A 13166-nucleotide genomic window follows, 5' to 3' on the forward strand; every position below is an offset into this window, starting at 1 on the left:
CAGGGGCGGGGACCGCGGTCAGCCGACCGAGCCCTCCATCTGCAGCTCGATCAGCCGGTTGAGCTCCAGCGCGTACTCCATCGGGAGCTCCTTGGCGATCGGCTCGACGAAGCCGCGCACGATCATCGCCATCGCCTCGAACTCGGTCAGACCGCGGCTCATCAGGTAGAAGAGCTGGTCCTCGCTGACCTTGGAGACCGTCGCCTCGTGGCCCATCGACACGTCGTCCTCGCGGACGTCCACGTAGGGGTAGGTGTCCGAGCGGGAGATGGTGTCCACCAGCAGCGCGTCGCAGAGCACGTTGGACTTGGCGCCCTTGGAGCCCTCGCCGATCTCGATCAGACCGCGGTAGGAGGTGCGGCCGCCGCCCCGGGCCACCGACTTGGAGACGATGTTGGAGGAGGTGTTGGGCGCCATGTGGACCATCTTGGCCCCGGCGTCCTGGTGCTGGCCGGCGCCGGCGAAGGCGATCGACAGGGTCTCGCCCTTGGCGTGCTCGCCCATCAGGTAGACGGCCGGGTACTTCATGGTGACCTTGGAGCCAATGTTGCCGTCGACCCACTCCATGGTCGCGCCCTCGTAGGCCACGGCCCGCTTGGTCACCAGGTTGTAGACGTTGTTCGACCAGTTCTGGATGGTCGTGTAGCGGCAGCGGCCGCCCTTCTTCACGATGATCTCCACCACGGCGCTGTGCAGCGAGTCCGAGGAGTAGATCGGCGCGGTGCAGCCCTCGACGTAGTGGACGTAGGCGTCCTCGTCGACGATGATCAGCGTCCGCTCGAACTGGCCCATGTTCTCGGTGTTGATCCGGAAGTAGGCCTGCAGCGGGATGTCCACGTGCACGCCCTTCGGCACGTAGATGAACGAGCCGCCGGACCACACCGCGCTGTTCAGCGAGGCGAACTTGTTGTCGCCGACCGGGATGACGGTGCCGAAGTACTCCTGGAACAGCTCCGGGTGCTGCTTCAGCGCGGTGTCCGTGTCGAGGAAGATCACGCCCTGCTCCTCCAGGTCCTCGCGGATCTGGTGGTAGACGACCTCGGACTCGTACTGCGCCGCGACACCGGCGACCAGGCGCTGCTTCTCCGCCTCCGGGATGCCGAGCTTGTCGTAGGTGTTCTTGATGTCGGCGGGCAGGTCCTCCCAGGACTCCGCCTGCTTCTCGGTGGACCGCACGAAGTACTTGATGTTGTCGAAGTCGATGCCGGTGAGGTCGGAGCCCCAGGTCGGCATGGGCTTCTTGCCGAACAGCTTCAGTCCCTTGAGGCGCAGGTTCAGCATCCACTCCGGCTCGGACTTCTTCGCCGAGATGTCGCGGACGACGGCCTCGGACAGACCGCGCTTGGCGGTGGAGCCTGCGGCGTCGGAGTCGGACCAGCCGAACTCGTAGGTGCCCAGGCCCTCAAGCTCCGGGTGAGCGGTGGTGGTCATACGGGGTTCCTCCCGGAGACTGGTGAACTGGAGACGGGCGAACTGGTATCGGTGGACGATCGGGTGGCGGCCGGGGCCGCCGGTACGGCTGGGGTGGGCACGAAGGTCGTGCAGACCCCGTCGCCGTGGGCGATGGTGGCCAGCCGCTGCACATGGGTGCCCAGCAGCTGCGAGAAGACCTCGGTCTCGGCCTCGCAGAACTGCGGGAACTGCTCGGCGATGTGCGCGACCGGGCAGTGGTGCTGGCAGAGCTGCTCTCCGAGAGGGGCACGCCGCACCGTGGCAGCGTACCCGTCGCCGGAGAGCACTCCGGCCAGCTTCTCGGTCGGGGTCAGCCCGTCGCTCTCGCCGAGGGCCTCGCGGTAGCGCTCGGCGTCCCGGGCCAGCCGGGCCCGGGCGAACGCGGCCAGCGCGTCGCGGCCGGCCTCGCCGCCGCCGGCGGCCTCGGCGAGGAAGCGCAGGGCGTCCGCGGCGAGCTGGTCGTAGGCCTGGTAGAAGGCGTCCCGGCCGGAGTCGGTGAGCAGGAAGACCTTGGCCGGGCGGCCCCGGCCGCGGTGTCCGTACACCTTCTGCTCGCGGGCGGTGACCAGCCCGGCGGCGAGCAGCGAGTCCAGGTGCCGGCGGACCGCCGCCTGGGTGACGCCGAGCCGCTCGGCGAGGTCCGCGGCACTGCTCGGGCCGTGGTCCAGAATGGAGCGGGCCACCCGCTCCCGCGAGGACACCGCGGAAGGCATGGCGACAGGGGCGGTCGTCTCAACGACTGCCTCAGGCCCCTCCTCGCGCTCCCGCATGTATTTCACAACACCATTGTTGCGTAATTCATTCCGCCGGGACAACTTCCTTCGGGGGACGTCCGCTGTCTGATCTATCACTAAGGATTGCCTAACCTGACCTGCGGATTCGGTACCTGGTGCGGGGCGCACCCCGCCGCTTCGTAGACTCGTCGCCATGCAAACCAGTGCTCCCGCCGTCGCGATCACCGGCCTGGTCAAGCGGTACGGCGACAGGACCGCGGTGGACGGCCTGGACCTCACCGTGGCCACGGGCAGCGTCACCGCCGTCCTCGGCCCCAACGGCGCGGGCAAGACCACCACCATCGAGACCTGCGAGGGCTACCGCCGCGCCGACGCCGGCACCGTACGGGTGCTCGGCCTGGACCCCGGCGACCCGGCGCAGGCCGCCCGGCTGCGCCCGCGGATCGGCGTGATGCTGCAGTCCGGCGGCATCTACCCCGGCGCACGCGCCCTGGAGATGCTCCGGCACACGGCGAAGCTGCACGCCCACCCGCTGGACGTGGACGAGCTGGCCGCCCGGCTCGGCCTGGACTCCTGCGGCCGCACCGCCTACCGCCGCCTCTCCGGCGGCCAGCAGCAGCGGCTGGCACTGGCCATGGCCGTCGTCGGCCGCCCGGAACTGGTCTTCCTGGACGAGCCCACCGCCGGCCTGGACCCGCACGCCCGCCAGGCCACCTGGGACCTGGTCCGGAACCTGCGCCGGGACGGCGTCACGGTGGTGCTGACCACCCATCACATGGACGAGGCGGAGCAGCTCGCCGACCGGATCGCCATCGTGGACGGCGGCCGGGTGATCGCCGAGGGCACCCCGGAGGAGCTGTGCCGCAGCGACGCCGCCGACACGGTGCGCTTCCGCGCCCGCCCCGGGCTCGACCTGGGCAGCCTGCTCAAGGCACTGCCGGACGGAACCGCCGTGGCCGAGTCCACCCCCGGCTCCTACCTGGTCGAGGGCGTGGTCGACCCGCAGCTGCTGGCCACCCTCACCAGCTGGTGCGCCCAGTCCGGGGTGATGCCGGAGCAGCTGGCGGTGGGCCGCCGCACCCTCGAAGACGTCTTCCTCGAACTCACCGGACGGGACCTGCGCGCATGAGTACCACCAGCTACGCCCCCCAGCCGGGCGCGGCACCGCTCGGCCGGATGCTCCGGGCCCAGACCGGCCTGGAGACCAGGATGCTGCTGCGCAACGGTGAGCAGCTGCTGCTCACCGTGGTCATCCCCAGCGTGCTGCTGGTGCTGTTCAGCGCGGTCGACATCGTCGCGACCACCGGCCCCGGGGCCAGGGTCGACTTCCTGGCGCCGGGACTGCTGGCCCTCGCCGTGCTGTCCACCGCCTTCACCGGCCAGGCCATCGCCACCGGCTTCGAACGGCGGTACGGGGTGCTCAAGCGGCTGGGCGCCAGCCCGCTGCCGCGCTGGGCGCTGATGACCGCCAAGACCGGGAGCGTGCTGGTCACCGAGGTGCTCCAGGTCGCCCTGCTGTCGGTGATCGCACTGCTGCTCGGCTGGCACCCGCACGGGCTCGGCACACCGTCGGGGGCGGTCGCGGTGCTGCTGCTCCTGCTGCTGGGCACCGCCGCCTTCTCCGGCCTGGGGTTGCTGATGGCCGGCACGCTGCGGGCCGAGGCCACCCTGGCCGCCGCCAACCTGGTCTTCATCCTGCTGCTGCTGGCCGGCGGGGTGATCGTGCCGCTGTCCAGGTTCCCCGGCGCGGTCCGCCCGGTACTGGAGGCGCTGCCGATCAGCGCCCTGTCGGACGGGCTGCGATCGGTGCTGCAGCAGGGCGCCGCGATGCCCTGGGGCGACATCGGCATCCTCGCCGCCTGGGCGGTGGTCGCCCTGGCCGCGGCGGCACGCTTCTTCCGCTGGGAGTGACACCGGCGCAGGCCCGACCGGCTTAGCCGCCGGCGTGGTCGGCCACCGCCTTCCGGAACGCCTCGGCGGCGCCGGCCGAGCTGGCGACCCGCCAGTCGGTCGGTGTGCTGCTGCCCGGCCACTGCTTGCGGCTGTCGAACCAGACCAGACCGATGACGCCCTTGCTGCCGGCCACCCCCTGGAACAGGTCCCGGATCTGCGCCGGCTTGCGCGGCCCCTCGGCCACCCCGGTCTCGGCGATCAGCAGCGGCTTGCCGGTGAGCCCGCGCAGCACCTTCTCGGTCGGTGCGAAGAGGGAGCGGTAGTCGCTGCCCTCGCCCGGTCCGTAGTAGCCGATCAGGCCGACCCAGTCGATGTAGTCCGCGCCGGGGAAGTAGGGGGCGATGGCTGCGGGGGTACCGGAGTCGGTGGCGTGCGGCGTCCACACCCAGATCACATTGGTGGCCTGCCGCGCCGCGAACAGGTCGTGGATGTGCCGCCAGGCGCGTACGTAGTCGGCGGCGGTGGCGTGCCCCGGGCCCCAGGCGTTCCAGTCGCCGTTCATCTCCGGGGCGAAGCTGATCGCCACCGGTCCGTCGTAGGAGCGGACCTGCCCGGCGAAGCGGGTCAGGTAGGCGTCGTCGGCCCCGGCGGCGATCCGGGCCGGGGTGGTGCCGTTGGGCGTCCAGGTCAGCAGTGGCAGCTGGCCGTTGGCCCAGAGCGCGGCGTTACCGTCCGGATCGAAGTCCTCGCCCCAGTTGGTGTAGTACTCGCGCAGGTCGGGCGCGCGCCCGGCACTCGCGGTGAAGGAGGTGACCGGGGCCAGTTGACCGGGCTCCCCGTCGGAGGAGACCCCCAGCATCCATCGGTCGGGGTGCAGCAGCGAGGCCACCGAGTAGGGGGCGTGGGTCGGCGAAGCGCTCGGGACCGTACCGGTGCTCGTGGCACCACTGCTCCCTGCGGCGCAGCCGGCCAACGGGAGCAGCGCGGCCACGAGGAGTGCGGCGCGGACCGGTTGCCGCTTTTCCCGAGTAGATATGCGCATGTCAGAGGCTGCTTTCCAATGGGCGAATGCCCGCATCCTAACCATCTTCCGAAACTCATTCCAATTTCATTACACCCTCATCACAAAGGTGGGATAAATGCCCCACCCATGGACATTCGATCGACGGATCACCAGGTTGCTGCACTACCTTCCGACCGGTGAGCATCTCGTCCGACTGGGACACCTTCGAAATTCCGCTGCTCGTCCCCGAGAAGGTCCGGGAAGCCCTTCCCGAAGCCTCGCCGGTGTTCGTCGACCACACCGGGAAGCGCGGCCGCCGGCTGCGCGCCTCGGGCTGGGTCCTCGGGGTGGTCTGCACCGTCTTCGCGGCCGGAATGCTGTCCAACCTGGTCGGCGCCCAGGCCAAGGCCCCGGCCCTGCGGGTGCCCGCCACCGCTGACACCAGCCGGCCGCTCACCCGCTCCGGCCACCCGCTGGTCGTCAACCCGACCGCGCCCTGATGGCCCGCTCCTCCCGCCGGCGCCGCCCGACCAGCCGCAACCGCCGGCTCCAGGTGCCCCCACTGCGGTTCTTCCTGCCGGTCACCCTGCTGGTCACGCTGCTGGTGCTGCTGGTGCTCCGCGGCATGGCCATCAACCAGGTCTTCCACGACACCGCGATCGCGGTGTCGGTGGACAAGACCACGGTGCCCATGAGCGTGCTCACCGGCGGCCCGGTCGTGGACGCCAGGGGCACGGCCAAGCAGACGAAGCCGGTGAACTACAACATCCCGGCGCACACCGTCGTGCTCAGCTTCGACGACGGCCCGGACCCGGTCTGGACGCCCAAGATCCTGGCCGTGCTGAAGACCTACGGCATCAAGGCCGACTTCTTCATCACCGGTTCGATGGCCTCCCGCCATCCCGCGCTGATCCGCCTGATCCGGGACGAGGGCCACGAGATCGGCGTGCACACCTTCACCCATGCCGACCTGGCCCTGAAGTCCAGCACCCGGATGTCCTGGGAACTGGCGCAGACCCAGCTGGCCCTGGCCGGGGTGGCCGGCATCCACAGCTCGCTGTTCCGGCCCCCGTACTCCTCCACCGTGGACGCGCTGGACGACTGGTCCTGGCCGGTGACCAAGCACGCCGGCGCGGACGGCTATCTGACCGCGTTCATCAGCAGCGACACCGACGACTGGATGCGGCCCGGCGTCGCCGCCATCGTCAAGGCGGCCCAGCCGGTGCGGGCGGGGCAGGGCGAGATGATCCTGCTGCACGACGCCGGCGGCGACCGGTCCCAGACCGTGGCCGCACTGCCGCAGATCATCGAGGGCCTGCAGAAGCAGGGCTACCGGTTCACCACCATCACCGGCGCGATCGGCGCACCCAGCGCGGACGTACCGGTGCACGGCTACCAGTTGTGGGCCGGAAAGGTGTTCATCAAGTCCACCGGTCTCTCGGTGGCCGTGCTTCCACCCCTGGTCGCCCTGCTCGCCTTCGCCGGCTTCCTGGTCTTCGGCCGCCTCGGGCTGATGCTGGTGCTGGCCGTGGTCCACGTCCGGCGCACCCGCCGGGTGGCCCGCCCCTCGGCGGGGTGGAGCAGTTGGGGCGCTCCGGTGACCGAGCCGGTGACCGTGCTGGTGCCCGCCTACAACGAGCAGGAGTGCATCGAGAGCACCCTGCGCTCGCTCACCGCCGGTGACCATCCGATCGAGGTCATCGTCATCGACGACGGCTCCACCGACGACACCGCCGCCATCGTCCGGGCCCTGGCGCTGCCCGGCGTGCGGCTGATCAGCCAGCCCAACAGCGGCAAGTCCACCGCGCTGAACACCGGCATCGCCAACGCCTCGTACGACCTGATCGTGATGATGGACGGCGACACCGTGTTCGAGCCCTCGACCGTGCGGGAACTGGTCCAGCCGTTCGCCGATCCCCGGGTCGGCGCGGTCGCCGGGAACGCCAAGGTCGGCAACCGGGACACCCTGATCGGGGCCTGGCAGCACATCGAGTACGTGATGGGCTTCAACCTGGACCGCCGGATGTACGACGTGCTCAGCTGCATGCCGACCATCCCCGGCGCGGTGGGCGCGTTCCGCCGCGAGGCGCTGGAGCAGGTGGGCGGCCTCAGTGACGACACCCTCGCCGAGGACACCGACGTCACCATGGCCCTGCACCGGGCCGCCTGGAAGGTCGTCTACGCCGAGAAGGCCCGGGCCTGGACCGAGGCGCCCGGCAGCATCGGCCAGCTCTGGTCCCAGCGCTACCGCTGGAGCTACGGCACCATGCAGGCGATGTGGAAGCACCGCCACGCCGTGCTGGAGCGAGGTCCCGCCGGCCGCTTCGGCCGGGTCGGCCTGCCGCTGGTGGTGCTGTTCATGGTGGTCACCCCGATGCTGGCGCCGCTGATCGACGTCTTCACCCTGTACGGGCTGCTGTTCGTCGACGCCGGTGGCACCATCGCGGCCTGGCTGGGCGTCATGGCGATCCAGGGCTGCTTCGCCTGGTTCGCCTTCCGGCTGGACCGGGAGAAGGCCTGGCACCTGATCACCCTGCCGGTGCAGCAGGTGGTGTACCGGCAGCTGATGTACATGGTGCTGCTCCAGTCCTGGATCACCGCGCTGACCGGGGGCCGGCTGCGCTGGCAGAAGCTGCGGCGCACCGGTGAGGTCGGCGTACCGGTCGGCACCGAGCCCACCGTGGCGGGGTCATGAGCGCCTCCTTCGGCCCGTACCCGGACGGCTCCTTCGCCGAGGGCTCACTGGCCGACAGCACCGTCCAGCTGCGGATCCCCGACGCCTTCCGGCAGGCCCACGGAGCGGCCGCCGCCGAGGCGGCCGAACCCGGGCCCGAGCCCGCGGCCCCGGCGCGCAAGCCGGGTCGCGACCGCTACCTCGACCTGCTGCGCGCGCTGGCCCTGGTCCGGGTGATCGTCTACCACAACTTCGGCTGGATCTGGCTGCCGCTGGTCTTCCCCTCCATGGGCGTGATGTTCGCGCTGGCCGGCTCGCTGATGGCGAACTCGCTGAAGCGGCCCGCCTGGGGCGTCATCCGCAGCAGGCTCCGCCGGCTGCTGCCGCCGATGTGGCTGTTCGGCGCCATCGCGGTGGCCACCATGGTCTACGACGGCTGGGGTCCGAACGCCTCGGGCCACCCGCACTGGTGGTGGGGCGAACTGTCGTTCTGGGTGCTGCCGCTGAGCGAGCCGCCGTTCGGAGCCCACCTGCACGGATTCCACCACCTGGTGGACCCCACCTGGGCCGAGCAGATCTCGGTTCCGCTCTGGTACCTGCGCGCCTACCTCTGGTACGTCCTGCTCAGCCCACTGCTGCTGAAGGCCCTGCGCAGGCTCCCCTGGGTCACCCTGCTGCTGCCCATCGCCCTGTCGGTACTGATCAACTCGGGCCTGGTCGACCAGGAGGGGCGGCTGATGGAGGCCGCCACCGACTTCACCACCTTCGGCTCCTGCTGGCTGCTCGGCATGGCCCACCACGAGGGAATCCTCAAGCGCCTTCCGCGCTATGTCGCACCCTCGATCGCCCCGATGATCCTGATCGCCGCCCTGTGGTGGCTGGAGCGCGCGCCCAGCGACAACCCGGCCGCCGGGGTCGACATCGAGGGCGTCCCGGTCGCACAGGCCGTCTGGTCCTTCGGCTTCGTGCTGATGCTGCTGCACCTCAGCCCCTCCTGGCAGCAGTGGCCGAAACCGCTGGAGCGCTGGAACGGGCTGGTGAGCTGGCTCAATGCCCGTGCCGTCAGCGTCTACCTCTGGCACAACGTCGCCCTGGTGCTCAGTCAGCCGCTGATCGACCAGCTCTGGCAGGTGAACTTCGTCTACCTGCACCTCCGCTGGCTGCTCATGAGCCAGTGGCTGCCGTTGATCGTCGCGATCCCGTTGCTGGTGCTGTTCGTGACCGCGTTCGGCTGGGTGGAGGACGTGGCCGCCGGACGCTCGCCGAGGCTCTTCCCGTGGCCGCGACGGGTGCGCAGCCGACGCCGGGCCTGAGTGCGACCTGGGCGGCGCGTAACAGCCCTGGTACAGATTCCGGAATTCGCCTGCCGATCGCTCCGCTTTTCCCCGTTAATTGTCTGTTTTCAGATGAATTGACAACACTGCAGGGAAAATTAAGCATGTGTGACGCTCCTGTGTCGACCGGAAAGTAAAGGGAAGACGTGTCCCACACTCGTCGTACCGCAACACTGCTGCGCATAGCCGGTACCGGCTCCGCGGCCCTCGCCCTCGGCCTCGGCGCCGCGGGAACCTCGTTCGCCTCGGGCCACGGCTGGAACGGCCACCAGGCCGGTTTCAGCTCCAGCCACGCGCAGCCCGCCACCAAGGGCGCCTCCGGCGGCGACTGCTCGATCTCCACCTCGGACTCGCTGGTGCCGACCGCCTCGGGCACCGTGCAGATCACCGTGCGGACCGACGGCAGCGGCAGCTGCGACGTCTCGCTGGCCTCCTACCTGACCGAGGGCCCCGACTGGGCCCACTCCGGCACCCAGACCCTGGTCGACGTGGCCCACGTCACCGTGCACGACGGCGGCTCGGCGCAGCTCTCGGTGAAGGTCCCGGACGTCGGCTGCTTCGGCCAGATCGACCTCTACAAGGGGTCCAAGGTCTTCTCCGGCGACAACGCCCCGCACTACCCCAACGGTGTGTTCTCCGGTGACAGCGGCCTGATCAAGTCCTGGAACGGCGGCACCCAGCTCTGCTCGCCCACCCCGAGCACCCCGCCGTCGGAGTCGGCCGCCCCGTCGGACTCCGCCAGCGCCTCGGCGAGCCCCTCCTCGAGCCAGTCGGCCTCGTCCGCACCGTCCGACAGCGCCTCCGCCTCGGCGAGCAGCTCCACCGGCGCCTCCGCCTCCTCCTCGGCCGGGGCCTCCTCGTCCGCCTCGGCGAGCACGGGGGCGTCCGCGTCCTCGTCCACCAGCGCGGCCGCGGTCGCCAGTGCCACCTCCGGCAGCGGCACCGGGCTCGCCGACACCGGTAGCGACGGCACCGGCACCATCGCCGGCATCGCCGGCGCCCTGGTGGTCGCGGGCGGTGCGGCGGTCTTCGTACTGCGTCGCCGTGCTGCGGGCAGCCACAGCTGATCCCGGCCCCGCATCTCGGCCTGCGGCCCGCACCGGAACCACCGGCGCGGGCCGCAGCCGTGTCGCCGGAGACCCGCTCAGAAGATCCTCAGTCGCGCAATCTACGATGACTGGCGTGCGTACACCCTTCTCCCTCCTCGCCGAGCGCGTCACGGTCTCCGACCGCGTGATCCGCTGGGCGGCCTTCGCAACGCTGGTCATGAGCGTGCTGGTCGTGGTGACCGGCGGCGCGGTGCGGCTGACCAGCTCGGGGCTGGGCTGCCCGACCTGGCCGACCTGCACCGGCAGCAGCATCGCCACCACGCCCGCGATGGGCATCCACGGCATCATCGAGTTCGGCAACCGGATGCTCACCGACGTGCTCTGCGCGGTGATCGGACTGGCCATCATCGCCGCGCGCTGCGGCCGGACCTGGCGGCGCAGCCTGACCAGGCTCGGCTGGGCGCAGTTCTGGGTGACGGTGGCTCAGGCGGTCCTGGGCGGGATCACGGTGCTGACGCACCTCAACCCCTTCATCGTGGCCTGCCACTTCCTCGCCTCGACCGTGCTGATCCTGACCGCGCTGGCGATGTGGCAGCGCAGCCGCGAGGGCGACGGCGATCCGGTGCGCACCGTGGGCCGGCCGGTGGTCCAGCTGTCCCGGCTGACCATCGCGGTGACCTCGGCCCTGATCGTGGCGGGCACCCTGGCCACCGGGACCGGCAAGCACTCCGGCGACGGCACCGAGGTCAAGCGGATGCCCTTCGACGCGGAGAAGGTCACCCAGTTCCACGCCGACTTCGCCATGGTCACCATCGGCCTGTCGCTGGCGATGATGTTCGTACTGATGGCCGTGGACGCACCGGCCGAGCCCCGCCGCCGGGCCCGCGAGTTCTTCGTCGTACTGATGTCGCAGGCCGTGATCGGCTTCGTCCAGTACTTCACCCACACGCCGGAACTGCTGGTCGCGGTGCACCTGCTGGGGGCAGCCCTGGTCTGGGTCGCGGTGCTGCGGCTGCACCTGTCGCTGCGGACCCGCCCCGAGGTCGGCGCGCTGCCGCGGCCCGCGAACATCGAGGCCGTGGCGCATCTGGCAGAGGTCTAGGGACCTGACTGCGGACCGTAGTGGGCTGATCGCGCAGTTCCCCGCGCCCCTCCTTAGGGGCGCGGGGAACTGCGCGAACGGCAACCAGGCAGACGCCGCAGCCGAACGCCCTCAGGCCTGGGTCCCGCCGAGCTGCAGTCCGGCCATGCGCTTCCACTCATAGGCACTGGTGCGCACCTTCAGCCCCAGCTCGCCCTCGAAGGCCTCGTGCACGGTGATCCCGGACAGCTCCACCGCCCGTTCGGCCACCGCCAGGCTCGGCGCCACCTGGTCGCCCCACGCGCCGTCCGCGCCGACCAGCGCGATCCGGGTGGAGATCCCGCCGATGTACTCGACGACCCCGTCGGCGCTGCCCCCGTGGGCCGCCGCGAAGGCCTTGATGTGCTTGGCGATGCGGGCCGCACGGCGCTCGTCGCGGGCGGAGGGGGCGGCAGCAGTGGTCGTTTCGCTCATACGGCTGATGCTACCCACGAGTATCCCCGCGCACGACAGCGCCCCGGACTACTTGAGGAAGGGGTCGATCGCGATCTCGACGAACAGCAGCGTCAGATAGGTGATGGACCAGTGGAACAGCCGCATCTCCTTCAGCTTGGCCCCGACCACCCCGGCCTTGGCGCGGGACAGCAGCCCGTGCGCCTCCTTCAGCCAGAAGGCGCCCAGCAGCACCGCCGAGACCGGATAGAGCCAACTGGTGTGGCCCAGCGGCCACAGCGCCAGCGACACTGCGACCATCGCCCAGCTGTAGCCGACGATCTGCCTGGCGACCGCCTCGTTGGTGGCGATCACCGGGAGCATCGGGACGCCCGCGTTGGCGTAGTCGTCCTTCACCTTCATCGACAGCGGCCAGTAGTGCGGCGGCGTCCAGAGGAAGATGACCAGGAACAGCACCACCGGGGCCCAGCCCAGCGAGTCGCGGACCGCAGCCCAGCCGATGAAGACCGGCATGCAACCCGCGATGCCGCCCCAGACGATGTTCTGCGCGGTCCGGCGCTTCAGCCCGAGGGTGTAGACGAAGACGTAGAACAGCAGTGCCGCCAGCGCCAGCGCCGCCGACAGCGGGTTCACCAGCGCCGCCAGCCAGGCGGTGGACCCGATCGCCAGCGCGATGCCGAAGACCAGGCACTCGCGCGGCGACACCATGCCGGTGACCAGCGGACGGCGCTCGGTACGGTGCATCAGCGCGTCGATGTCGCGGTCGATGTACATGTTGAGGGCGTTGGCGCCACCGGCCGACAGGTAACCGCCGACGACGACGTACAGCACCAGCAGCAGGTCCGGGACACCGCGCTGCGCCAGGAACATCACCGGGACGGTGGTGATCAGCAGCAACTCGATGATCCGCGGCTTGGTCAGTGCGACGAATGCCCCGACACGGGCCGGCAGCGGCCGATGCCCGGGGTTCGCCTTGACCAGCCCCGCTGGGCGGGTTTCGACGGCGGTCACGAACACCCCTGGTTGATGGAGAGCCGCAGGACCGGGACGAGGCCCGGCGGCCCTGCGCGTACCACGCCACCTTAGACGTTGCATATGTCGGCTTCGGCGCGGGGTCCCGGTTCCAGTAACCGTGTTGCACCGTTCAGCGGGCGGTTCCCCGGACGATCCCTCAGGCTGCCATATAGGAGTGACCGCAAAGAACGGGCTGCTGGTTGCCGGGAATGCCTCCTGCGCTCATGCGGTTGGGCCCGGGTGGCTGCCCGCGGTCCGGAACGCAGAGAACGAGTGAACGCATGAGCGGTAGGCTCGCCTCGTACAGCGGGTCAACGCTCTGTGACCAGGGTCCGCCACCGTCGACGGTCCACGGCACCGGGTCGAATGACGATATGGAAGGAGCCCTGATTCAGGGTGAGTACGAAGCCGAGCAACACCTTTGAGTGGACCGAGCTTGACCAGCGGGCGGTGGACACCGTTCGGGTTCTGGCGGCGGA

Annotated in this window: 12 protein-coding genes; 7 read left to right on the plus strand and 5 right to left on the minus strand. The window is 70.3% G+C overall.

Features of this window, described 5'->3' with window-relative positions; translation table 11 throughout:
- Positions 1-18: 18 nt before the first annotated feature.
- Positions 19-1431, minus strand: coding sequence for a Fe-S cluster assembly protein SufB (gene sufB, locus IF29_RS0133885; RefSeq protein WP_030263330.1), 1413 nt, complete (start codon positions 1429-1431; stop codon positions 19-21).
- On the minus strand, positions 1428-2231 hold the full coding sequence (locus IF29_RS0133890; protein WP_030263333.1) for a helix-turn-helix transcriptional regulator: 804 nt from the start codon (positions 2229-2231) through the stop codon (positions 1428-1430). The genes sufB and IF29_RS0133890 overlap by 4 nt, the downstream gene beginning before the upstream one ends.
- 148 nt (positions 2232-2379) lie before the next feature.
- Between IF29_RS0133890 and IF29_RS0133895 the strand changes: the two genes are divergently transcribed.
- Together IF29_RS0133895 and IF29_RS0133900 are read left to right on the plus strand one after the other, a co-directional pair.
- Positions 2380-3315 (plus strand): ABC transporter ATP-binding protein, encoded by a 936-nt coding sequence (locus IF29_RS0133895; RefSeq protein ID WP_030263336.1) that lies wholly within the window; start codon positions 2380-2382, stop codon positions 3313-3315.
- Entirely contained in the window at positions 3312-4097 is a 786-nt protein-coding gene (locus tag IF29_RS0133900; RefSeq protein WP_030263344.1) for an ABC transporter permease, read from the plus strand. Before IF29_RS0133895 ends, IF29_RS0133900 begins: the two co-directional genes overlap by 4 nt.
- 22 nt (positions 4098-4119) lie before the next feature.
- Here IF29_RS0133900 and IF29_RS0133905 read toward each other — a convergent pair whose 3' ends face one another.
- Positions 4120-5121: a glycoside hydrolase family 26 protein gene (locus IF29_RS0133905; RefSeq protein WP_037597599.1), complete on the minus strand. Its 1002-nt coding sequence runs from the start codon at positions 5119-5121 to the stop codon at positions 4120-4122.
- Between the two features lie 158 nt (positions 5122-5279).
- Between IF29_RS0133905 and IF29_RS0133910 the strand changes: the two genes are divergently transcribed.
- The 5 genes from IF29_RS0133910 to IF29_RS0133930 all read left to right on the plus strand — a co-directional run bounded on the left by IF29_RS0133910 (position 5280) and on the right by IF29_RS0133930 (position 11241).
- Entirely contained in the window at positions 5280-5582 is a 303-nt protein-coding gene (locus tag IF29_RS0133910) for a hypothetical protein (RefSeq protein ID WP_030263351.1), read from the plus strand.
- Positions 5582-7777: a bifunctional polysaccharide deacetylase/glycosyltransferase family 2 protein gene (locus IF29_RS0133915; protein ID WP_030263355.1), complete on the plus strand. Its 2196-nt coding sequence runs from the start codon at positions 5582-5584 to the stop codon at positions 7775-7777. The genes IF29_RS0133910 and IF29_RS0133915 overlap by 1 nt, the downstream gene beginning before the upstream one ends.
- The gene (locus IF29_RS0133920) at positions 7774-9069 is read left to right on the plus strand and encodes an acyltransferase family protein (RefSeq protein WP_084715371.1); all 1296 of its coding nucleotides are present in this window, start codon (positions 7774-7776) and stop codon (positions 9067-9069) included. The genes IF29_RS0133915 and IF29_RS0133920 overlap by 4 nt, the downstream gene beginning before the upstream one ends.
- Before the next feature lie 167 nt (positions 9070-9236).
- The gene (locus tag IF29_RS0133925) at positions 9237-10157 is read left to right on the plus strand and encodes a hypothetical protein (protein WP_030263362.1); all 921 of its coding nucleotides are present in this window, start codon (positions 9237-9239) and stop codon (positions 10155-10157) included.
- Between the two features lie 106 nt (positions 10158-10263).
- Positions 10264-11241, plus strand: coding sequence for a COX15/CtaA family protein (locus IF29_RS0133930; RefSeq protein WP_037597601.1), 978 nt, complete (start codon positions 10264-10266; stop codon positions 11239-11241).
- Between the two features lie 111 nt (positions 11242-11352).
- Here IF29_RS0133930 and IF29_RS0133935 read toward each other — a convergent pair whose 3' ends face one another.
- On the minus strand, positions 11353-11694 hold the full coding sequence (locus tag IF29_RS0133935) for a hypothetical protein (protein ID WP_030263368.1): 342 nt from the start codon (positions 11692-11694) through the stop codon (positions 11353-11355).
- A gap of 48 nt (positions 11695-11742) precedes the next feature.
- On the minus strand, positions 11743-12684 hold the full coding sequence (locus tag IF29_RS0133940; protein ID WP_037597635.1) for a heme o synthase: 942 nt from the start codon (positions 12682-12684) through the stop codon (positions 11743-11745).
- Between the last annotated feature and the right edge of the window lie 482 nt (positions 12685-13166).

The organism is Streptacidiphilus jeojiense, assembly GCF_000719095.1.
Classification (GTDB): domain Bacteria; phylum Actinomycetota; class Actinomycetes; order Streptomycetales; family Streptomycetaceae; genus Streptacidiphilus; species Streptacidiphilus jeojiensis.